Here is a 23191-nt window from a genome sequence, read left to right on the forward strand (position 1 = left end):
TTTTCACCGCCTAAGCTATATTATACCTATTTTTTTGATGAAAGTGGATATTTTTGCGCGAGATAATTGCCTAGTACTGTACGAATAAACTCGGGAAAAAGAAATTCCACCTTACCTGCAATTTCAATCGTAGGGAAAAAAGGAATAAACATGAAATGATCCACTGTGGTGAAACTATAGGATTTTTCTGGATCAATGTCTTGATTCATCCACTTTACAGAATGATTCATACTGTCATATTGTATCCCTGAATAAACAATCTGACCAAACACTTTACCCCGAAATCCCATACCCCGAATAGGAAAATTACGTAAAAAATGTCGATTTTTCTCCATTTCCAAAACCATCCGAACAAGATCAGAACCTTTTAAAGTAACGCGAATCATATGCATAGGATGAGGTAAAATTTTATGCAAATCATCTTGATTAATGATTCCAGCTGATAAATCATCTAAAAAAAGACCTGTGTTTAAAATAGCTACTTGCGTCTTTCCTCTTTTTTTCACCGCTTGTAAAGCCTCATCAATTAAAGAATACTCTTGGTTTTCCACACTCAGTTTATCTGGGAGCCAGGCCACTTTCTTTTCTTGTAATAACTTCTTTCCTTTATTGTTATAATTAAAAATTTCCTCTTCGTCTTCAGGATAAGATATCATTTTCTCGGTTGCAAATGTATTTGCACGTAATGTATCTATCCGATGGCTTTCATCTAAGAAAAGACTCACCTCACCAACATATTGGCCAAATCTACCAGCTGCCGCCAGTAAAGTATCGCCCACTTTTTTCCCATTAACAAATAAGTGATGCGTATGAGATCCTATGATGACATCAATAGCTGGCAACTCTTTAGCGATCAATTGATCGTCGTTAACACCTAAATGACTTAGTAACACTAAAACATCAACTTTTTCCTGTAAAAATTGGACAATATTAGGCAAAATATCCGACCAGTTACGTACATCCCAGCCATTTTGCGTATAAGTCAAAGAAAAGGGGGCAGTAGCTCCGATTAATCCCACTTTTGTACCCATTTTCGTTGTCATAATCTTAAATTCATTCGCCCAATCCGGCAACTGCAATGTACTTTTGTCAAAAAGATTATCTAAAATCACAGGAAAGTCCGCTTCACTATATAAATCGTTTAATTCGCTCTTAGAATTTCCTATTCCTTCGTTATTGCCAATTGTAGCTGCATCATAATGCGCTTGGTTCATCAAAGCAACATTTGCTTTACCATTTGTGGCTTCTGTTAAAGGATGCCAACGATCACAGAAGTCTCCTAAATCAACAGTAATCGCCGTTTCTTCTTCCTCTACTTTTTGACGTTCCTGAAGAAAGCGACGAATTTTCGGCCAATTTTCAAGATGAGAATGTAAATCATTGGTATGTAATATTCGTATTTTTTCCATGATCTCCCTCGTGTTCTAAATAGTGACATTTTAAATGAATCATCTGTTTTTTTGGATGATACAAAAAAACAGGCAGCAAAAATGCTCCTGATTTCGTTTTGGTAACTTCATTAAAAATCGGGAAAACAGGATTTGAACCTGCGACCCCTTACTCCCGAAGCAAGTGCTCTACCAAACTGAGCTATTTCCCGCAAAATATTGATTCACAACTTTATTAACCAAGCTGCTGACAAAAATTTGCAAAGCAAAATCGATAGCACTAAATAACCTAGGACATTTCCTAGGTTTCTTTTTTATATTCGGCTGTGTATCTTTTAAACATTAATCAGACACATGAGAATCGCTGCTTAGTGCTGCTTCCTTCCAGATCTGACACCCTTCACAACGTTCCCATTGTCCTAGCCTTTCGGCACTAATATTATATCGTATTTTTCTTGATGTGACTAGTCCTTTTCTAACATTTCTTTCTTCTTTTGTTTTTTGGCGCGTATATCTTTGAAAAAATCTTTTAATAAAGATGCACAGGGATCCATTAAAACTCCTGATTCTACATAACACCAATGATTAAAACGTGTATCCTCTAATAAATTAATTAAGCTGCCACAAGCACCTGCTTTAGGATCAAAAGCCCCAAAATAAACTTCTTCAATTCGTGACTGTAAAATAGCACCTGCACACATAGGACAAGGTTCTAAGGTCACAAATAACTGCGCATTTTCCAAACGCCAACTATCGATGCTATTGCAAGCTTCTTTAATAGCAGTGACTTCTGCATGACTTAATGCATCCTGGCTTGTCTCACGTTTATTATATCCACGTCCAATAATCTCATCATTTAAAACAACAATCGCACCGATTGGTACTTCAGCCAGAGCTAAAGCTTTGTGCGCTTCTTTAATGGCTTCGTTCATAAAAAAATGCTTTTTTTCTTGTGTTAGAAAAGATTCTTTCAATGAGTTTTCCCTCCAGTTAAATAAAAAATCTGAGCAAATAATCCATTTACTCAGAAGTTTATAATTAACAATTATGTTCGATTAAATCGGCAATTTTATCTTTTACATTTTCAGTAGCATTTTTTACGTTGTCACCATACTCTGCAACCTTATCACGTTTGCTACTAACTTTTTGTGCTACCTTCATGAAGGACTCAATATCTTTGTCCTCTAAATTATCAACAAATTTTAATAAAGTTTCATTGCCTTTAAATTTGTCTTCTACAAAACGTTCAGCCTTTTTACGATTTGCAATATGACGAACTTTAGTAATCACTTTATCTGATACAAATACTGTTGAAGCAATACCAGCCGCAGCTGTTACACTTAAACCTAATGCTAATTTAGTTGTTACTTTCATATTGTTCATCTCCTTTTTCATTTTCCTACAATCCTATAATAACATGATAAAACAAATAAAAACACTCTAAAGGGGGAATTTTTCTAGCGTCTGCGGCCACCGCCGAATAACAAAAACAGACGTAGTAATTGCAACAATACACTGACCGCAGCTGCAACATAGGTTAAAGCAGCAGCGGTTAAGACTTTTCGAGCCTGTGGAACTTCTTCGTTTGTTAATATACCACCCTCTGATAAAATTTGCAAAGCTCGTCTTGAAGCATTAAATTCCACCGGTAAAGTAACGAGTTGGAAAATAAAAGCTAAGGAAAAGGCCAACAAACCAATATTAATAATCATTTGTCCACTCGATCCACTAATCAAAATCCCTACAATTAATAAAGGAATTGATAGATTGGTTCCAAAATTGGCGATTGGAACAATAGCTGTTCTTAATCGTAAAGGAAAATATCCTTGTGCGTCTTGGACAGCATGTCCGCACTCATGGGCGGCTACTCCTATTGCTGCTACAGAAGTCGATTGCGCAGTTGCTTGTGACAAACTCAATGTTTTATTACCCGAATTATAGTTATCAGTCAAATTCCCCGAAATCTGCTGTACACCTACATCATCAATATTTTGATTGCGTAGAATATAACGAGCAGCATCGGTACCAGTCACTTGATGCTTACTATTTACCGCATCATAACGTTCAAAGGTCCGATTGACATATGATGAAGCGATCATCGAAATAATCATACCTATGATGACCAGAATAAAAGTTGGGTCAAAGAAAAATCCCATCGGAAACATTACTTATTCTCTCCTTGTTTTTTCATTTCTTTTTATTATACACTCAGGGATTGAATTTTTTATGAAGAAATACCTGTTATTTTTATTAAATCACAAGATCCTCATCGCAAATGTAACCTTTAGTGACAATATTCGTATCTCCAATCAGATAAAAATGTTGCTTATTTTCTTCTACTTCAAGGACACCGCCTAAAACATGAAGTGTAATGAAATCATTCTTTATCAATTGCTTTTTTTTCAATACATAAGCCGTAGAAACAGCCCCCGTGCCACAGGCTAAAGTAAAATCTTCTACGCCTCTTTCAAAAGTACGTAAAATGACTTCATTATTTTGGTCAAATGCATAAAAGTTTACGTTAGCACCCTTGTCTAATGCATCCCACAAACGTAATTTTTTAGCTAAAGGTTTAATATCTGCTAAGGTAATTTCTTTTAATTGAGGATAATTGATAACCAGATGCGGCACGCCCGGATCACCTAATTCCACATAGTCCACTAAAAAGTCTGTTCCAGGAAATGACAAATCAAAATTTTCGACAGAAGGTTCGTTAATTTGCACTCTATATTGTCGCTTATCCAAACGCCAGCAATCGACATTACCAGCTTTTGTCTCAATAGTCATCTGTTGTTTTGCAATACCTGTTTCATAAGCAAAGCGTGCAATACAACGTACACCATTGCCACACATTTCTGCTTCTGTACCATCCGCATTATAAAACTTCATCCGAAAATCAGCATTAGCTTGCGGAAAATCAAGTGCCATTAAAGCATCGCTACCTACTGAAAAACGCTGACGACACACTTGCTTTGTCAAAGATACCAGTTGTTCATCTGATAACCTTAACTTCATATTATTTATAACAATAAAATCATTTGCAGCTCCCTGCATTTTATAAAAAGGAACTTCCATAAAATTACCTCATTTCAAAGAATCGGGTATGCGTTCGTTCTGGATAATTTGCGCATACGTTTGTCGTTTTACAATTGTTTCAGCATGACCTTTATTGACTAGAACCACAGCTGGTATTGCAAGCTTATTATAATTATTAGCCATAGCATACCCATAAGCACCTGTAGTAAATGTCGCAAAAATGTCACCTGATGTAATCGTCGGCACCTCTATGTCTTCAATTAAGATATCCGTACTTTCACACGCTTTTCCTGAAATCGTAACTGTTTCTTCTGGCCTTTGAGATGCCTTATTAGCTAACATTCCTGTATAGCTTGCTTGATATAAACCAGGACGGATATTATCTGTCATGCCTCCATCAATAGCAGCATATTTTCGGATATGAGGCAAAGTTTTAATATTACCAATCGTATGCAGTGAGATCCCTGCTTCAGCTACAATACTACGACCAGGTTCTATAGCAATTGTCGGACGTTTTAAGTCATTTTTGTAACAAAAATCTTCTGTCAGCTTCATTAGCGGATCAAGAAAATAAGCATAAGATTGCCTTTTATCCTCTTGTGTATAACGTACGCCAAATCCACCGCCGTAGTTAAGCTCTTTTATTTCATAATCAAAGGTTTCTTTAATCATTAAAACCAATTGTAAAGCAACTTCTGCAGCTTTTAAATGGGTAGAATTATCAAAAAGCTGACTACCTATATGAAAATGAATGCCATAAAAATTAATTTCAGGGCTTTTGATAGCTTGTTGTAAAATCGGCAACAGTAATTCTTTATCTAAAGGCAAACCAAATTTTGAATCCTTTTGCCCAGTAGAAATAAACTGATGCGTCTTTACATCCACTTCCGGTGTAATTCGAAATAAAACATTCGCTTTCTTTTCTTTCTTACGACAAATGGCAATAATATGATCTAATTCTTGACTACCATCAACAATAATACGACCCACTTCATAGTCAATTGCCTGCTCTAATTCCTCATCAGATTTATTGTTCCCATTGAACTCTATACGATCAGCAGGAAACTCAGCACAAATTGCTGTGTATAATTCACCTCCACTAACTACATCAATACCTAAGCCTTCTTTTTCGATAATTTTCAGCATCGCTAAATGGTTAAAAGCTTTTGATGCATAAGCGACATGGACATTATCATATTTTTTTATAAACTGTTTTTGTAAAGCACGACATTCATTTTCAATCGCTGTTTGTGAGATAACATATAAAGGGGTCCCATAATTTTTTGCTAGCTCAACAGTGTCACAACCATCCCAATACAAGTGGTTATTTTTAATTTCTTTAATCATCTGCCGCCTCCTTAATATTTAATTTTTCAATCAATTGTACGTAATAGTGAATAGCACGCAATAAATTCTTCTCTTCAAATTGCATTTTTTCACTGTGTAGAGGATAAACATACCCCTTATTCTCATTACGCGTCCCCACAAAAAAGAAGAGGCCAGGGATAACTTGTTGATACATAGAGAAATCTTCGGCCAACATATAAGGCTGACATTCAAAATAATCGTCTCCAGCTACTTTTTCCAAGGCTTTTACCATCTTAGGATCATTATCTACTACCCGATACATATGATTAAAATGGACTTCTGCATGACAACCGTATCCTTGGGCAATAAATTCAGCGGTTTCTTTCACACGCTGTGTCATTATATCATAAGCTTCGTCGCTAAAAGCCCGCATTGTTCCTTCAACTTTTACTTGTCCAGCAATAATATTCATTGCTTGCCCGCCAGTAATTTCGCCAAAAGTTAATACACCCGTATCTAGCGGACTGATATTGCGCGAAATAATGCTATGCAGCCCTTGGATAATCGCTGAAGCAGCTAGTATCGCGTCATGACCTTGCTGAGGCTGAGCACCGTGCGCGCTTTTACCGTTAACTTTAATCGTTATTTCTCCATTTCTTGCCATCATTGCATGAGGACGACAAGCAATCGTTCCTTCCGGAAATTCGGGAAAAAGATGAATGCCTATGATTTGATCAATACCAAATTTTTCAATCAATCCTTCATTAAGAAGTAGTTGCGCACCCCCTGGACCTTCTTCAGCCGGTTGAAAAACTAAAACAATCCTACCTTTAACAGCTTCTGGATGTTGACTTAAATATTTGGCAAACCCCAGTAAAGCTGAAGCATGACCATCATGTCCACAAGCGTGCATCTTTCCTTCTGTCTTTGAAGCAAAGCTAACGCCAGTTTCTTCAGTTACTGGTAAAGCATCGATGTCCGAACGAAAAGCTAAAGTTTTTCCCGGCTTTTCTCCATGAAAAACTGCAACCGTCGCCGTTGTCAGCATAGTATAAATGTCCTTAACACCAAATGACTGTAATGTTTCTCGAATGAATTCTGCTGTTTGCTTTTCTTCTAAACCTAATTCAGGAATTTGATGAAGATAACGCCGATAGCTTGTTACATCATCTAATAAATTTTGGATATCTTCTTTTATCTGCATAAAAAACCACTTTCTATTAAAAGTTGTTATCGTTTCACTGAAATCATTGAATTTTGTCCTTATTATATTATATAATTTCAATTAATCAATAGTGAAAAAGTTTAAACAATTTTGAATTTTCATTTATTGAATTACTTGAAGGGAAGTGACGTCATTGTCAGTATTTACAGGTTCCGGTGTTGCATTAGTCACGCCTATGAAAAAAGACGGCTCAGTTGATTATAAAAAATTAGACGAGCTAGTCGAATGGCAAGTTAGCGAGGGAATTAATGCCATCGTCGCTTGTGGAACAACAGGTGAAGCTTCTACATTAGACGATGAAGAACATATCTCAGTCATTAAGGCTGTTGTTAACAAAGTTAATAAAAGAGTTCCTGTTGTCGCTGGAACAGGTTCCAATAACACACAGCATGGAATTCACTTGGCAAAAGAAGCAGAACGTGTAGGAGCTGATGCGCTACTAGTCGTGACTCCTTATTACAATAAAGCAACGAAAAAAAGCATTATCGCTCATTACAAAGCAATTTGTGACACTATTGAACTACCTGTTATTTTATACTCCGTGGCTTCTCGTACTGGAATGAATTTAGACTACAAAACAGTAAAAGAACTAAAACAAATTCCAAATATCGTAGGGATTAAAGAAGCCAGTGCGGATATTGCTCAAATTGTTGAAATAGCACAATTAGTGGATGAAAATTTTGCGCTTTATTCAGGAAATGATGACCAAGTATTACCGCTTCTAGCTGTAGGAGGATCAGGAGTAATCTCCACTATTTCCAACATACTGCCTAAAGAAACGGCCACAATGGTTCATAATTTCTTAGAGGGTAATATTGCACAAGCTCGTGCTACCCAATTAAAACAACTTCCTTTAATTCAAGCTATTTTTTCAGAAGTTAACCCTGTGCCAATTAAAGCAGCAGTCTCTCTTTTAGAAAAATGCGAATTAAGTTATCGTTTGCCTTTAGCTGAGCCTGAAGAAGAAACCTTAACTAATTTAAAAACGCAAATGACAAAATATGGGCTTTTATAAGGGGGAAACTTAATGTTTAACGTTATTTTAAATGGTTGCTTTGGTCGTATGGGACAAGAATTACAAAATGAAATAAAAGTTCGCGAAGATTTAAGTGTTGTTGCAGGGATTGATAGAAATCAACAAGAAGTGGATTTCCCAGTTTATCAAACACTTGCAGATGTTAAAGAAACAGCCGATTTTGTTATCGACTTTTCTCATGAAAGTAGTGTTCCTGAACTGATTGAACAATGTGTACAAAAAAAACTTCCTGTTGTTATAGCAACGACTGGTCTTTCAGAAAATACCAAACAAAAAATGGAAGAAGCAAGTTACACCATTCCAATTTTTTATTCTGCAAATATGTCTTTAGGGATTAATGTATTAATTGAAGCTTTGCAGAAAATAACACCAGCGTTAGAAGATGACTTCAATATTGAAATTGTCGAAAAGCATCATAATCAAAAAAAAGATGCGCCCAGTGGCACAGCTTTATTGCTTGCTGACAGTATCAACGATGCTTCTCAAGCGAAAAAGGACTATGTATTCGGACGAAGCGGCAAAGAAAATTCTAATCCTATAGATGAAATGGGGATTCATGCAGTACGGGGAGGCACGATTCCAGGAGAACATACTGTCATTTATGCTGGAAATGACGAAGTGATCGAATTTAAACATACTGCTTTGTCCCGCCGTATCTTTGCTAACGGCGCATTAAAAGCTGGTCTATTTTTGAAAGACCAAAGTCCAGGAATGTATTCTATGAGTGACTTATTAAAATAAAAGGGTGATGAAATGTCAGAATTACGTTTTACAGATGCTTATGAAATTGCAAACTTTATTAAAGAAGCTGAAAAAGAAACACCAGTTAAAGCTTATATCAATGGCGACATCTCACAAATGTCTACCAATAACGTTAAAACTTTTGGCAACCTTGTAATCGGTAATGCTGATAATATTCAACAATTTTTATCTGATAATAAAGAAGTAATCAACGATTACTATCTTGAAAACGATCGTAGAAAATCAGCTGTACCCATGCTGGATTTTACGACTGTCGATGCTCGAATCGAACCTGGCGCAATGATACGCGATCAAGTAATCATCGAAAAAAATGCAGTGGTAATGATGGGGGCAGTCATTAATATCGGCGCAGTCGTCGGTGAAGAAACTATGATCGACATGGGCGCTGTTTTAGGAGCACGTGCAACTGTTGGTAAACGCGCACATGTTGGCGCAGGTGCTGTTTTAGCAGGCGTTCTTGAGCCACCTTCTGCTGATCCTGTTGTGATTGAAGACAATGTAGTTATCGGCGCAAATGCTGTGGTTTTAGAAGGCGTACGTGTAGGAAAAGACGCCATTGTAGCTGCAGGTTCAGTCGTAACCAAAGATGTTGAAGCAGGAAGCGTTGTTGGAGGCACTCCTGCAAAAATTTTGAAAACAAAAGACGACCAAACTGCTTCAAAGACGCAACTTTTAGACGAATTACGTAAATAAAAAAAGAGGAAAGCCTTCAGTTTAGAAGCGACTTTCCTTTTTTTTCTAAGCATTTGCTCTTTTTTGTTTAAGGTGCAAATAAAGAACAACTAACGCGCCCATAAATAGTGAAAATAACGGTGCGGAAAAAAACGTCAACAAAGCTAAAATACCAGCAGCAACTTTCGTTTTGGCGTCCATTTTATCTACATTTCCTCCTTGTTAATTTTTAGGGAACTTCTCCCCTTTAATCAATTTTATTTTAACGAGTTTTGCTGACCTATACTGGTTTTCTTTAAATTTCTTAGAGAATTATAATATTAACAGAGCTTTCTTAAGTTAGTTTTAACAATTGAACAGAAAAGCTTAAACATACATGATTTGATATACTAAATTTACTTATTTCTAGAGACTTTCCTTATCCAACTCTAGTTCCTCTTATTTCTTGACCTACTTTGCTTATCTAACTCTAGTTTTCTTGATTTCTCGACCTACTTTGCTTTATCTAACTCTAGTTTTCTTGATTTCTCGATCTACTTTCCTTATCTAACTCTAGTTTTGCTGATTTCTCGACCTGCTTTGCTTATCTAACTCTAGTTTTGCTAATTTCTAGAGCTGCTTTATCAAAGTAACCCTAGTTTTATTATGATTTCTATAATAAGCCAAAAAAGCGACCGCAGAATGAATACATCATTTGCGATCGCTTCTTTACTTAAGACAGTTCCTATTATTAAGAACTATCCTTTTTTCTAACTAATCTATATTAGCGTTTGTGTTGGTCAACTTCCAAACCATGTTCTTCCAAATAATGACTGAATGGTTGTAGTTCTTCAGCTTCATAGCGTGATTTGAATTCATCTACTTCATTTTTTGAGAAGAAGTAAGGATCTAATTTCAATGATTCTACTGGAAGAGGACGTTCTTCAGTAATTTTAGCATCGATTAATACCACACGTCCTGCTTCTTCATCAGCTTTTGCTTTTGCGAAAACATCAGCTAATTGTGAAATTTCAGTCACTGTATAACCTACTGCTCCTTGTGCTTTAGCAATTGCAGCAAAGTCTACGTCGTTAATATCAACGCCATAATAATTATCGTTTGTATCTTCTTGTTCATCACGAATAAAACCAAAACGTTCGTTAGTAAATATTACATGAATAGAAGGCAAATTGTATCTTACAGCTGTCACAACATCTTGCATAGCCATAGCAAAGCCACCATCACCTGATAGGTTCCAAACTTGGCGTTCAGGTTGACCTAATTTAGCGGCTAAAGCTCCTGGTAGACCATTACCCATTGTGGCAAATACTTCAGAAGTACGCCATAAGTTTTTCGGTGTCATGTGTAAGTGACGGATAGAAGTTTGTGTAGTATTGCCTACATCAATGGAATAAGCAGCATTCTCTTTTGATATATCATTAATTGCTTTAAATACTTGATAAAGTTGTAGAGGACCGGATGTCTTATTTTCTAATTTTTGCATATAAGCTTTCCAGTTTGCAGCATTATCAATATTTGCTTGATACCAACCATTATCTTCTTTTTCGTCAATCTTATCTGTAATTGCTCGAATAGCAGTGGCAGCATCACCAAGGATTGCAACATCAGCAAAATGACGTTTACCTAATTTTTGTTGATCAATATCAATTTGGATAAATTTATCAACATGATCAAATTTACCTGTTACTTCAGCGAATGGGAAGTTACTACCAGCAAATAAAACTGCATCTGCTTCTTCAAATGCTTCGTTCGCTGGTTTCCAACCTACACGGTGAGCAGAACCTAATAGCGCGTCAAATTCATAATCGTAGTCATCAAAGTTAATCCCTGTAATAGCAACAGGTGCTTTAATTTTACGGCTTAATGCAATAACATCTTCTGAATGACCACGAGTTCCTTTACCAGCATAAATTACTGGACGTTTAGCATTGGACAAAGCTTCGACTGCTGCATCGATATCTGCTTCATTTAATCCAAGTTCAGGGAAATCGCGATAATCTTCAGCAGATGAATAACGAGTTGCTGTATCTAATTGTTCCCAACCGAAGTCAACTGGAACTTCAACAGCAGCTACGCCATTATTTGTAATTGCTGCACGAATACCTTCATCAAGAACTTTAGGCAATTGTTCAGGGTAAGCTACCCGACGGTTATATACCGCTACATCATTAAATAATGGATTTTGGTTCATTTCTTGGAAAGCGTCCATATTAGCTTCTCTAAGTGCACGTTGACCCAAAATAGCTAATACTGGAACGTTGTCAAATTTTGCGTCATACAAACCATTATATAAATGAGTTGCACCAGGTCCGGCAGAACCAAGACAAACACCTAATTTGTTGTTGAATTTGGCATACATAGCTGCCCCTTGTGCTCCTGTTTCTTCATGGCGAACTTGAATAAAGTTAATATTTTCTTGTTCTTTTTCAAAAGCATCCATCAAAGAATTCAATGAGCCAGCTGGGATGCCAAAAACGTCTTGCACGCCCCACTCTTCTAGTACTTTGAGTCCTGCAACCCACCCATCTATTTTTTGATCAGTCATAATACTTGTTAATCTCCTTTCAATTATCGTAATTCCATTCTCTATAATAATATGTACAAAATAATAATGCAAAGAAATTGTTTAAAAAGTATGTGAAATATAAAAGAGGAGAATTAAAAAAATAAAGGGACTTTTTTTTTATTATCTATTGAATCATTGAACAAGTAATGAAAAAGAAAAACACTGTTTGTTCATAAATCGAATAACTAGTGAAAAATGAAAACATTCTTTGTTCACTTAGGTTTAAAAATCAAAAAAGTCTGATATCTTACTAATTAAATAGTAAAACATCAGACTTTTATAACTTTCATAAGAAGTTTAATTAAATTATTTTTTCTTTGTTTTATTCATCTGTCCCATCCGGTCGTAAGTACCAGCACGTTGTTGCATATCTTTCATCGTTTGATCATACATCTGACCAACTAGTTCTGGATCATTTTTAATTTTCTTCAATGCAGTAAAGCGGGTTTGCATATTCAATAAATCAGGAATCTTATTAAAGTCCGCTTTTTTAAAGTCCATCCGTAATGGATCTTTCCCTTTAGCACTTTGTCGAGGATCATAGCGATATAACTGCCAATAACCGGATTCAACAGCTTCCTTGGATTCTTTGACTGAATTTTTCATACCTCCACGTAATCCATGATTAATACATGGCGTATAACCGATAACTATTGATGGCCCATGGTAACTTTCCGCTTCAGTAATTGCTTTAACTGTTTGTGTTTGATTTGCTTCGATAGCAACTTGTGCTACATAAACATTTCCGTAAGTTGCAGCCATCATACCAAGATCTTTTTTCGCTGTCTTTTTACCACCTGCAGCAAACTTCGCTGTAGCAGAAGTTGGTGTTGCTTTAGACATCTGACCACCCGTATTAGCATAAAGCTCATTATCCATGACCAAGATATTAACATCTTCTCCACTAGCTATTACGTGATCTATTCCAGCAAAACCAATATCATAGGCCCAACCATCTCCACCAATCAACCATTGACTTGGTTTAACAAACATTTCTTGATTTTTTAATAAAGATTGTAGTTGTTTATCATTTTCGGTTTCTAAAGCAGCTATCAGTTTAGTGGCCCTTTGTTGGGACCCTTCACCTTCATCCTTATGGTCAATCCAGTCTTTAAGCAAGTTTTGTGTTTCTTCAGAACCTAATTTCTCATTTAGCGCACGTTGCGCTTTATGGACAACACGATTACGTTTTACTTGATTGGCAATATGCATACCAAATCCATATTCTGCATTATCTTCAAATAAAGAGTTACTCCATGCAGGACCCTGCCTCTTATCATTAGTAGTGTAAGGAGTTACAGGAGCCGAAGCGCCCCAAATAGAAGAACATCCAGTAGTATTTGCAATCATCATTCGGTCGCCATATAGTTGTGTCAGCAATTTAACATATGGCGTTTCACCACATCCTGCACAAGCGCCGGAAAATTCAAGTAGAGGTTGTTCAAATTGAGAACCACGTACCGAGTTTTTCTTCATTGGATTTTCTTTTTGGCGTAATGTCATCGCAAATGCCCAGTTAACAGCTTGCTCTTGCTGATCTTCATAATCTTTCATAACTAATGCACTAGCAGGACAAGCTTCTACACATAAACCACAACCTGTACAATCTTCTAAAGAAACTTGGATACGATATTTATAGCCGTCTTTACCTTTGAAATCACGAATAATGAAACCTTCTGGCGCTTCTTCCATCTCCTCTTCATCAGCTAAGAAAGGACGAATGGCCGCATGAGGACAGACAAAGGCGCATTCATTACACAATGTACATTTTTCTGGAATCCACTCTGGCACTTCTAAAGCAATCCCACGTTTTTCATAAGCAGCCGTTCCCATAGGAAGGCGACCATCATACATACCATTATCAATCAAATTACCAACTGTTAAACTATCGCCTTCTTTTCTTGCGATTGGATCTACAATGTTACGTACAAAATCAGGTCTTTTTTCTTCATTAGAAGATCTAGAAGGTACTTCTTCTAATTCTGCCCATTCTTTTGGTACAGTAATTTCATGTAGATTTTCAAAAGTTTGATCGATTGCTTGCCAATTTTTTTCTACGATCTCTTGTGATTTTTTACCATATGTTTTATCAATTTCTTCTTTTAGCAATGGTAAAAATTCTTTTCTATCCATAATATCTGTTACTTCAAAGAAAGCCGCCGACATTACCGTATTAATACGACGTCCTAAGCCAGTCGCTTTTGCAATATCCATCGCATTAATAATGTAGAATTTATTATGATGCTTAGCTAAATAACGTTTTAAATTAATTGGCAAATGTTTATGGACTTGTTCTTCATTCCACACAGTGTTTAATAAGAAAGTGCCACCATCGCGAAGACCTTTTACCAGATCTAATTTATAAATATAGGCTGCATTATGACAACCAACAAAATCAGGTTTTTCCACTAAATAAGTAGAGTCTATTTTTTCCTTACCAAAACGCAAATGAGAAACCGTCAAACCACCAGACTTTTTAGAATCATAGTCAAAATAAGCCTGTGCGTATTTGTCTGTATGGTCACCGATAATTTTAATCGCTTGTTTATTAGCGCCTACTGTTCCGTCAGAACCAAACCCCCAGAAACGTGCTTGAAAAGTAGAATCTGGTGTTAGATCTAATGGTTCAGTTTTAGGTAAGGATAAATTGGTCACTTCATCGACAATACCTACTGTAAAACGAGCTTTTAATTCATTAGCAGGTAACTGCATATGATCATAAACACTTACGATTTGATCTGGAGTAACATCTTTTGAACCAATACCATAACGTCCTCCGATAACGATTGGACGGTTAGGATGTTGATAAAGTGCACTTTGTATATCCAATAATAATGGTTCTCCATCAGACCCTGGTTCTTTAGTACGATCTAACACAGCCACTCGTTCAACAGTATCAGGTAATTTTTCTAATAAGTTTTTGGTTGGAAACGGTCGATATAGATGAATGTTAAGATGACCAACTTTGCGTCCATTTTCATTTAAATAAGCGACAGCTTGTCGAACAGTTGGTTCAACTGAACCCATTGAAACGACAACTTCGGTGGCATCTAGCGCGCCGTAATAAGTAGTTAAGTCGTAATCTGTGTCTCTTAGTTGATTAATTTTTTTCATGTATTTTTGAACAATTGCTGGCATTCTATCATAATATTGATTAACCATTTCACGTGATTGAAAATAGATATCAGGGTTTTGTGCTGAGCCAGAAACAGAAGGTTTATTGGGATTCATTGCTCGTTCACGAAAAACTTCTAGTTGGTCCCAATCCACCATTTCTTTCAAATCATCATAATCGATCACTTCTATCTTTTGTAACTCATGGGAAGTACGAAAACCGTCAAAAAAGTTGGTAAACGGTAAACTACCTTCAATACTTGCTAAATGAGCAATAGCAGATAGATCCATTGCTTGTTGTACGCCTGATTCAGCTAGCATACAAAAACCTGTTTGGCGCGTTGCCATCACATCACTATGATCACCAAAAATGCTCAAAGCATTCGTTGAAACTGCACGAGCAGCCACATGGAAAACACTTGGTAAAAGTTCCCCAGCAATTTTAAACATATTCGGAACCATCAATAATAAACCTTGGGATGCTGTGTATGTTGAAGTTAATGCGCCTGTTTTCAAAGAACCATGGACAGCGCCAGCAGCACCTGCTTCTGATTGCATTTCAACAACTTCTACTGGTTCGGCAAAAATATTTTCTTTTCCTTGTTCAGCCCATTCATCCACAACTTCAGCCATTGTAGAACTAGGGGTGATTGGAAATATTGCTGCAACTTCGGTAAATGCGTAGGAAATATAGGCAGCCGCTGTATTTCCATCCATTGTTTTCATTATTTTCATTGTAAACTTCCTTCTCTATTCTTCGCCTTTTCCTGCGTGACATAATTGCTTATCTCTTTTGCTGCAAGTTTACCTGCTCCCATCGCTAAGATGACAGTAGCAGCTCCTGTGACGATGTCTCCGCCAGCAAATATTCCGGCAATACTAGTAGCACATGTTTCTTCATCCGCATCTATATATCCCCAATGGTTCAAGTCCAATTCAGGAAAAACGTCTAATAATACCCGATTGGCACCTTGACCGATAGCTTCAACTGCTTCATCTGCCTTAATAATAAACTCACTGCCCGGAATGGGAACCGGTCGTCGGCGTCCACTATCATCTGGAGTACCCAGTTCCATTTTGATACATTTAACACCAATTAAATTTCCATTCTCATCTCCTAAATATTCAACTGGATTTGTTAGCCAACTGTACTCGATTCCTTCTTCCACTGAGTGATAAAATTCTTCTTTTCTAGCAGGTAATTCATCTTTTGAACGGCGATAGACAACTGTTACTTTCTCAGCTCCTAAACGTTTAGCCGAACGTGCTGAATCCATCGCCACATTTCCTCCCCCAATAACAACAACATTACGGCCTTTTTCAACCGGCGTATCATAATTAGGAAAATCATAACCATGCATCAAATTAACCCTTGTCAAAAATTCACTTGAAGCATAAATACCTTTTAGCCCTGAACCAGATATCCCCAAAAACTTAGGAGTTCCTGCACCAATTGCAATATAACAAGCGTCAAATTCGTCCATAACTTCTTGCATATCAATTGTTTTCCCCACAACAACATTTGTCTGAATATTTACACCCAAATCTTTAATTTGTTGTATTTCTTTATCCACGATCTCTTTAGGCAAACGAAATTCAGGTATGCCATAACTCAAAACACCACCAGCTTTATGTAATGCTTCAAAAATGGTAGTTTCATAACCCATTTTTGCTAAATCACCAGCTACAGTTAGCCCTGAAGGCCCTCCTCCAACTACTGCAACTTTTCCTTTGTCTAATTTGACGGCCTTGTCTTTTGAAGATTGCTCAAATGACCAATCGGCCACTAAACGTTCTAGCTTACCGATAGCTACTGCTTCAAATTTCTTTGATTTACCTAATTTACAAACCATTTCGCATTGTTTTTCTTGCGGACAGACTCTACCGCAAATAGCTGGTAAATTCGAATATCGATTGATAATTTGGTAAGCTTTAGGCATATCATCATCTTTAATCGCCTGAATAAAACCCGGTATATCGATCATAACAGGACAATGTTTAATACAAGGCGCGTCTTTACACTGTAAACAACGGCTAGCTTCCAGTTTTCCTTGCGCCACTGTATAACCCAAAGCTACTTCCTCAAAATTATGCTTACGTATTGTCGGCTCTTGTTCAGCCATAGGCGTTTGAGTATAGCTTCTTTTAGGCATTTTCTTTCACCTGCCTTTTAAGTTGGTCATATGAAAGTGCTTCTTCTTCATTATATTGCGCCATCCTAGAGATAAACTCATCCCAATGGACCTCTGATCCTAAAAACTCCGGACCATCAACACAAGCAAATTTAATTGAATCAGAAATGGTGACACGACAACCACCACACATTCCTGTTCCATCAATCATAATAGGGTTCAAAGAAACATATATCGGAAGATCATACTTATCTGCTGTAAGCGTACAGAATTTCATCATCACGCTAGGTCCAATTGCCCAACAAAAATTGATTGTTTGATGCGTTAAAATTTTCGACATAGCATCAGTGACCAAGCCTTTTTCGCCTGCTGAACCATCATCTGTCATAACATATAATTCATCGGATACCTCTTCGCACTCTTTTTCCAAGATAATTAAATCTTCTGTCTTTGCTCCAAGAACCGTTATGACATAGTTACCAGCTTTTTTGAGTTCTTTTACAATCGGGTATAATGCAGCAATTCCTACGCCACCGCCAACCAGTAAAACGTTTCCATAATTTTTAATTTCAGTAGCTTTCCCTAAAGGACCCACCAGGTCTTTTAGAAAATCCCCGTCGCATAATTCTGCCAGTGCCGCAGTAGACTTCCCAACTACTTGAAAAATCAGGTGAATCTTACCTGCCTGTTTATCGCTATCAACAATTGTCAACGGAAGTCTTTCACCAAATTCGTCAATTCGTAAAATAACAAATTGGCCTGCTTTTGCCTTAGATGCAATTTGTGGTGCTTTAACCCAAAATTCGTATTCATTTACCGCAAGCTTTCTACAATTGGAAATTGTAAACACTGTAGTCCTCCTCATCTAAACTAACCACTAGGCATCAATTAATGCTTTAACAAATTCCTTCAAAAGAACTTCATCTTCATCATCTGCGTCATTTTCTATTTTTACGACTTCGTGTCCTTTTGTAGCTCCAGTTTCAGCAAATGCTTTATCAAAATCCACTGCTGCATCGCAGAAAAAATCTGGGTATAATTCACTATCACCACTGCCTACAACACCATAAACTTTACCAGAAAGATCTTGTTCAGGTAGCTCATCATAAAAATCTTCTAAGTCAAAGGGTAGCTCTCCTTCATCATAAGTATAAGTTGCTATCACACAAATATCTGCATCATCAAAAAAATCCTCATCCGCATCATCTGCTTCCACACGTTCAACTTCTATATCTAAATTAGAAAATTGATCCTCTAAAATTTCTGAAATTCCTTCTGTATTCCCAGTCATGCTAGCGTATACAATCTTTGCTAATGTCATCTTCCAACGTCCTTTCACTTATAAGTTTATCCTTCAAACTAAAATCATTATTAACTAAGTTAACTATATCACAAAAAAGAAGAATTTCAACATTTAATTAGCTTGTATAAAAATTTTTTTGTGAAAAGTTTTTTTATTAAAAAAAAGACAGAATCATTTTTGATTCTGCCTCTAGACAGTTACGACAGTGCGGCATTTTTTTATTTTGTTCTTTAGAATTATTGTAAACAACTTTTTACTTTATTTCAATCTTTTTTGAGAAAAGTTGAGCATATTCTCTTTGAGTATCAATGTCTTTTAATTGTTCATCATAAAATTCAAGACAGACCCAATTTTCTTTATGTCGATCACGAACACTACGTCCCCCTGTATCTCCAGTCACTTGCATAAGTTCTTTAAAATAGTATTTTCCAAAAAAGACGGGACCTCTTGGTTTTTTATCATAAAAAGGAACAACAATTGCTTTTTTATCGCCAAAATTGGCAATTTTCTGGAGCCCTTTTGCCGTTAAAAGTGGTTGATCAATTGGCAAAAACATGACATGATCTCCTCTTACATTCATTATTCCCAGACGTACACTCATACTTTGGCCTAAATTACTTTGCCTATTAAAAACAATTCTTACGTTGTCAGGAAAGTTACACTTTTTATAATCTTCTGGACGAATGACAACAATTACTTCAAAAAAACCTGCTTTTTGCGCCGTTTCCACTGTTTTTTCAATGAAAGTCTGTTTTTTATAAATTAAAAATAATTTATTTTGTTGCATCCTTCTTGAGAAGCCACTGGCCATAATCACTGCACTAGTATGTGAAATCAAGCAAACACCTCTTTGCACATTTCTTAACTATTTTTTTCGTTTTTTCTTTTGATAAGGTGTATCTTCAATAGGCAGAGTCGGGCGAAGATTGCCATCAAAGGCATAGTACGCTCCTGAAATCGCGGGTGCCGTTGGGATCGTAGCAAGCTCCCCTACACCTTTGATACCATAAGCTAAGCCTTCATGTAGACCTGGCGCTTTGACAAAGGTTGTTTTAATTGGTGGAACCTTCGATGCATCCAACAATCCCAAATTAGTATAACGAGCTTTAACATAGCCATCTTCCATTAAAAATTGTTCTGTTAAAGCATAACCCATTCCCATCACGACGCCGCCTTCAATCTGCCCTTCAGCTGCTCGAGGATTAACAACTTGCCCTATATCATAAGCAGCAACAATATTTGCTATTTTCCCTTTTTCATCTAGCTCAACAACTTCTGAACAATAACCGTATCCTGCATGGCTTACTGGATTTTTCTTATCTGAATGCAACGCATCTGTTTTAGCCGAAAACTCATCATAATACTCTTGTCCTTCTAGATCACTAAGTGAGTACCCCATATCTAGATTAATACGTAGTTTTTGAGCGGCGCGACGTACTGCCTCACCCGTGAATAAAGACTGACGAGAAGCAGTTGTGGTTTCTGAATCCGGTGTTCTACGTGTATCTGGACCTTCCACAACAATAAGATCTGGTGATAAGTTTAAAGCTTCCAGTGCTACTTGTGCCGCTACAGTTGCGATTCCCTGTCCTATATCAGCCGCACTTGTCCGTATATGAACTTTTCCATCTTCAACGGAAACAATACAACGACCTGTGTCAGGTAAACCTACACCAATACCACTATTTTTGAAAAAACAGGAAATGCCAGCATGTTCAGCTTGTTCATATGTTTCTTTTACTTCTAATAGGCTTTCTTTCAAAGCACAATTTGAAGAAACTAATTGACCGTTTGGTAAAACATCCCCAGCTGCGACCGCATTCTTATAACGAATCTCCCAAGGGGAAATGCCAACTTTATCTGCCAACAGATTAATATTACTTTCAATCGCAAAAGCACTTTGAGATACACCAAAACCACGGAAAGCCCCAGCTGGCGGATTATTTGTGTAAACGGCAAAACCTTCAATATCAATATTTTTGTATTTATAAGGTCCAGCAGCGTGTGTACAAGCACGCTGTAACACAGGACCGCCCAGTGATGCATAAGCGCCTGTATCCGCTTTTATAACTGCTTTCATAGCAGTCAAATTCCCTTCTTCATCACAACCAGTTGTAAAGTCCATTTCCATCCCATGTCGTTTAGGATGAATCATTAAACTTTCATCACGTGTCAATAACACTTTAACTGGTTGTTGTAACAAGTACGCCGCTAGTGCAGCATGATGCTGAACACTCATATCTTCTTTACCACCAAAGCCACCGCCTATAAGTTTGGCTTGGACATGTACTTTTTCTGGAGCTAAACCAAGCATACGTGCGCATTCTCTTTGTTCATCATAGATTCCTTGTCCTGCAGTCCATAAAAGGACACCATCCTTTTCAGGCTGCCCAATCGCACATTCGGGTTCCATAAATGCATGTTCATTAATAGGAACAGAGTAATGTTGTGAAACAACATATTTAGAATTTGCTAATCCCTCATCTGCCTCTCCCCTAATTAAGTGTTCATAAGATAATGTATTTCCTTTAGGGTGAATATTAGGCGCATCTTCGGCTAAGCCTTCTTCTGCACTCAATACTGGCTGAAATTTTTCATAAGTAATATCAATTTCTTCTTTGATCTGGTCTAAACTATCTTTATTTTTTGCAACAACTAAAGCTATCGCATCCCCTACATATCTGGTGATTTCTCCTTCAGGTATCATAACGTCCCAATCTGAAATAAATTCTAAATGTCCAATTTTATTATTTCCTGGCACGTCATTTGCAGTGAAAACTGCGACACAATCTGGATGCTCTTTTGCTTTTGTTGCATCAATTTTTAATACTTTTGCACGGGGATAAGCGCTTCGTATTGCTGAAGCATGTAACAAATTAGGTAAGTTGATATCATCAACATAAGCTCCCGTACCTAGTGTTTTTTCAGCTGCATCTAAACGATGGAAGTCCGTACCTAAATGTCCATTGGAATTATCGTCAGGAATTGGCGTATCTTTTTGCAACATTTGCGCTGCCAGCTGAATCGCTTCGATAATTTTAATATAACCGGTACAACGACAGATATTCCCCCGTATTCCTTTACGAATATCTTTTTCAGAAGGTTCAGGTTTTTTATTTAGTAACTAAAACTTGAAAGTTCAAAAATACAGTTCATCCCTTGATAAATAAACGTTTTTTGATACAAAAATAGCATGAACCACTCAAATCCTGGTATAATAGAATCAACGAAAAACCAATAACCAAGGAGTGTTCATGCCATGTCAATTATAACACAAAAAACGTCAAATTCAGAAAAAATTTCTACCTCTGTGTCTGATTTTTTTCATCAGTTCCATGTAGCTTCTGCTCTTAAAAAATCGAATGCCGTGCACAGGAAGGGTTTCTCCGTTTCTGTTATTTTTTCGTTCCTATTAGCTTCGATCTTTACCAACGGTTCTACCTATCGGTTTTACCAAAAGCAAAAGGAAAAGCTATCATTTTCAGATAAAACATTTCGCAACGTTTTGAATGATCCGCACATTCATTGGCAAAAATTACTGATCTTAGTGGCTAAATCCGTCATTACTTTCCTACGTCCATTGACGGATGATGCCCGAAAGACCACGTTTATCGTGGATGACTCCATGTATTCTCGCTTGAATGCGAAAAAAGTGGAGTGTGCCGCTTTACAATACGACCATGCCAAGAAAAAATATTTCAAAGGATTTCGTTATTTACAATTAGGCTGGAGTGATGGCAACAGCTTTGTCCCCGTCGCTTTTTCCTTGCTCTCCGGGAAAAGAAAGCTCCAATCTGACCTTGATATCGGGGATCAACGCACGAATAGGGGGAAACGTAAAGCTCAAGCGCTTCGTAAAGGCACGGAAGTGACACTGGAACTGCTTCGATCGGCTTTGAACCAAGGGATCCATGCGGATTATGTCTTATTCGATACTTGGTTTTCCAGTCCCAAAATGTTCCAACAGATCCGTGACCTGAAATGCCACTGCGTAGCGATGGTTAAACGTAGTCAAAAGATCTACTACCGTTATCAAGGCCAAAAGATGGATGTCAAAGAAATCTTCAAACGAAACAAGAAACGCCGCGGTCGTTCTCGCTATCTTTTGAGTGTCCAAGTAGAAGCTGTCGTAGAAGGGGAAGTCCTTCCCATTAAGTTGGTATATATTCGCAATCGCAATAAACGAAACGACTATTTGGTCTTAGCTTCGACCGATATCGATCTGACCGAAGACGAGATCATTCAGCTCTATGCTAGACGCTGGTCGGTGGAAGTCTACTTCAAGATGTGCAAACAATACTTAAAATTAGCCAAGTACCAAGGGATTTCTTATGACGGGATCTTTGCGCATACGACACTGGTAGCTATCGGTTATATGATCCTAGCGGTGCAAGAACGTGAAAGTAAAGACGACCGAACGCTTGGCGAGTTATTTTATCTTCTCATTGATGAGCTTTCCGAGCTTTCTGTATCGGAAGCCATTCTGCAATTACTCGTTTTATTCCAAGAAGCTTTTGCGGATGAATATGTTTTGGATGAAGCCGTATTAAATAACATTATCGAACAGTTCCTTGAAAAACTACCTTCCTCTATACAAAAACAGCTCAAGCAAGCAGGTTGAAGTTAATTTTGTGCATGAGATCCTTGGT

The 23191-nt window shown here is 37.2% G+C and carries 18 protein-coding genes, 1 tRNA gene, 1 other RNA gene and 1 pseudogene; 4 read left to right on the plus strand and 17 right to left on the minus strand.

Annotated elements, in window-relative coordinates; genetic code table 11:
* Window positions 1-26: 26 nt before the first annotated feature.
* The 9 genes from C7K42_RS10875 to C7K42_RS10915 all read right to left on the minus strand — a co-directional run bounded on the left by C7K42_RS10875 (window position 27) and on the right by C7K42_RS10915 (window position 6936).
* Entirely contained in the window at window positions 27-1409 is a 1383-nt protein-coding gene (locus C7K42_RS10875; protein WP_014124047.1) for a bifunctional metallophosphatase/5'-nucleotidase, read from the minus strand.
* 117 nt (window positions 1410-1526) lie between these two features.
* Window positions 1527-1600: transfer RNA gene (locus C7K42_RS10880), tRNA-Pro, on the minus strand.
* A gap of 119 nt (window positions 1601-1719) precedes the next feature.
* Window positions 1720-1819: signal recognition particle sRNA small type (ffs, locus tag C7K42_RS10885), an RNA gene on the minus strand.
* A gap of 33 nt (window positions 1820-1852) precedes the next feature.
* The gene (tadA, locus tag C7K42_RS10890) at window positions 1853-2362 is read right to left on the minus strand and encodes a tRNA adenosine(34) deaminase TadA (protein ID WP_014124046.1); all 510 of its coding nucleotides are present in this window, start codon (window positions 2360-2362) and stop codon (window positions 1853-1855) included.
* Window positions 2363-2426: 64 nt separating this feature from the next.
* Window positions 2427-2762 carry a hypothetical protein gene (locus C7K42_RS10895; RefSeq protein WP_014124045.1) on the minus strand — a complete coding sequence of 112 codons (336 nt, stop codon included), beginning with the start codon at window positions 2760-2762 and terminating at the stop codon, window positions 2427-2429.
* An 83-nt stretch (window positions 2763-2845) separates the two neighbouring features.
* Complete coding sequence (locus C7K42_RS10900; protein WP_014124044.1) at window positions 2846-3553, minus strand: zinc metallopeptidase; 708 nt, start codon at window positions 3551-3553, stop codon at window positions 2846-2848.
* 85 nt (window positions 3554-3638) lie between these two features.
* The gene (dapF, locus tag C7K42_RS10905; protein WP_014124043.1) at window positions 3639-4463 is read right to left on the minus strand and encodes a diaminopimelate epimerase; all 825 of its coding nucleotides are present in this window, start codon (window positions 4461-4463) and stop codon (window positions 3639-3641) included.
* A gap of 9 nt (window positions 4464-4472) precedes the next feature.
* Window positions 4473-5771, minus strand: coding sequence for a diaminopimelate decarboxylase (gene lysA, locus C7K42_RS10910; protein ID WP_014124042.1), 1299 nt, complete (start codon window positions 5769-5771; stop codon window positions 4473-4475).
* A complete protein-coding gene (locus C7K42_RS10915) occupies window positions 5764-6936 on the minus strand; it encodes a M20 metallopeptidase family protein (RefSeq protein WP_103091823.1) in 1173 nt (390 codons plus the stop codon). The genes lysA and C7K42_RS10915 overlap by 8 nt, the downstream gene beginning before the upstream one ends.
* Before the next feature lie 154 nt (window positions 6937-7090).
* On the opposite strand from C7K42_RS10915, the gene dapA reads away from it, so the two are divergent.
* Genes dapA through dapD form a run of 3 tightly spaced genes read left to right on the plus strand, consistent with a single transcriptional unit; the run spans window position 7091 to window position 9448 of the window.
* Window positions 7091-7972 carry a 4-hydroxy-tetrahydrodipicolinate synthase gene (gene dapA / locus C7K42_RS10920; RefSeq protein ID WP_014124040.1) on the plus strand — a complete coding sequence of 294 codons (882 nt, stop codon included), beginning with the start codon at window positions 7091-7093 and terminating at the stop codon, window positions 7970-7972.
* 12 nt (window positions 7973-7984) lie between these two features.
* Window positions 7985-8734 (plus strand): 4-hydroxy-tetrahydrodipicolinate reductase, encoded by a 750-nt coding sequence (gene dapB / locus C7K42_RS10925; protein ID WP_014124039.1) that lies wholly within the window; start codon window positions 7985-7987, stop codon window positions 8732-8734.
* Between the two features lie 12 nt (window positions 8735-8746).
* Window positions 8747-9448 (plus strand): 2,3,4,5-tetrahydropyridine-2,6-dicarboxylate N-acetyltransferase, encoded by a 702-nt coding sequence (gene dapD / locus C7K42_RS10930; RefSeq protein ID WP_014124038.1) that lies wholly within the window; start codon window positions 8747-8749, stop codon window positions 9446-9448.
* Between the two features lie 45 nt (window positions 9449-9493).
* Here dapD and C7K42_RS13325 read toward each other — a convergent pair whose 3' ends face one another.
* The 8 genes and pseudogenes from C7K42_RS13325 to xdh form a co-directional block, all read right to left on the minus strand.
* Window positions 9494-9628, minus strand: a complete 135-nt coding sequence (locus C7K42_RS13325) for a hypothetical protein (RefSeq protein WP_256729053.1) — start codon at window positions 9626-9628, stop codon at window positions 9494-9496.
* A 562-nt stretch (window positions 9629-10190) separates the two neighbouring features.
* On the minus strand, window positions 10191-11972 hold the full coding sequence (gene spxB, locus C7K42_RS10935) for a pyruvate oxidase (RefSeq protein WP_103096935.1): 1782 nt from the start codon (window positions 11970-11972) through the stop codon (window positions 10191-10193).
* Between the two features lie 327 nt (window positions 11973-12299).
* The gene (gene nifJ / locus C7K42_RS10940) at window positions 12300-15842 is read right to left on the minus strand and encodes a pyruvate:ferredoxin (flavodoxin) oxidoreductase (RefSeq protein ID WP_103099871.1); all 3543 of its coding nucleotides are present in this window, start codon (window positions 15840-15842) and stop codon (window positions 12300-12302) included.
* On the minus strand, window positions 15839-17260 hold the full coding sequence (gltA, locus tag C7K42_RS10945) for an NADPH-dependent glutamate synthase (RefSeq protein ID WP_069029168.1): 1422 nt from the start codon (window positions 17258-17260) through the stop codon (window positions 15839-15841). The genes nifJ and gltA overlap by 4 nt, the downstream gene beginning before the upstream one ends.
* Window positions 17253-18104: a sulfide/dihydroorotate dehydrogenase-like FAD/NAD-binding protein gene (locus C7K42_RS10950; RefSeq protein WP_069029169.1), complete on the minus strand. Its 852-nt coding sequence runs from the start codon at window positions 18102-18104 to the stop codon at window positions 17253-17255. The genes gltA and C7K42_RS10950 overlap by 8 nt, the downstream gene beginning before the upstream one ends.
* Window positions 18105-18116: 12 nt before the next feature.
* On the minus strand, window positions 18117-18560 hold the full coding sequence (locus C7K42_RS10955; protein WP_014124033.1) for a flavodoxin: 444 nt from the start codon (window positions 18558-18560) through the stop codon (window positions 18117-18119).
* 235 nt (window positions 18561-18795) lie between these two features.
* Window positions 18796-19380 (minus strand): nucleotidyltransferase family protein, encoded by a 585-nt coding sequence (locus tag C7K42_RS10960; protein ID WP_081497489.1) that lies wholly within the window; start codon window positions 19378-19380, stop codon window positions 18796-18798.
* A 27-nt stretch (window positions 19381-19407) separates the two neighbouring features.
* Window positions 19408-21666, minus strand: a pseudogene (xdh, locus tag C7K42_RS10965) (selenium-dependent xanthine dehydrogenase); the annotation flags it as partial.
* 135 nt (window positions 21667-21801) lie between these two features.
* Here xdh and C7K42_RS10970 point away from each other — a divergent pair.
* On the plus strand, window positions 21802-23163 hold the full coding sequence (locus C7K42_RS10970) for an IS4 family transposase (RefSeq protein ID WP_069029188.1): 1362 nt from the start codon (window positions 21802-21804) through the stop codon (window positions 23161-23163).
* Window positions 23164-23191: the final 28 nt, after the last annotated feature.

This window comes from Tetragenococcus halophilus subsp. halophilus DSM 20339 (assembly GCF_003841405.1).
Lineage (GTDB): Bacteria > Bacillota > Bacilli > Lactobacillales > Enterococcaceae > Tetragenococcus > Tetragenococcus halophilus.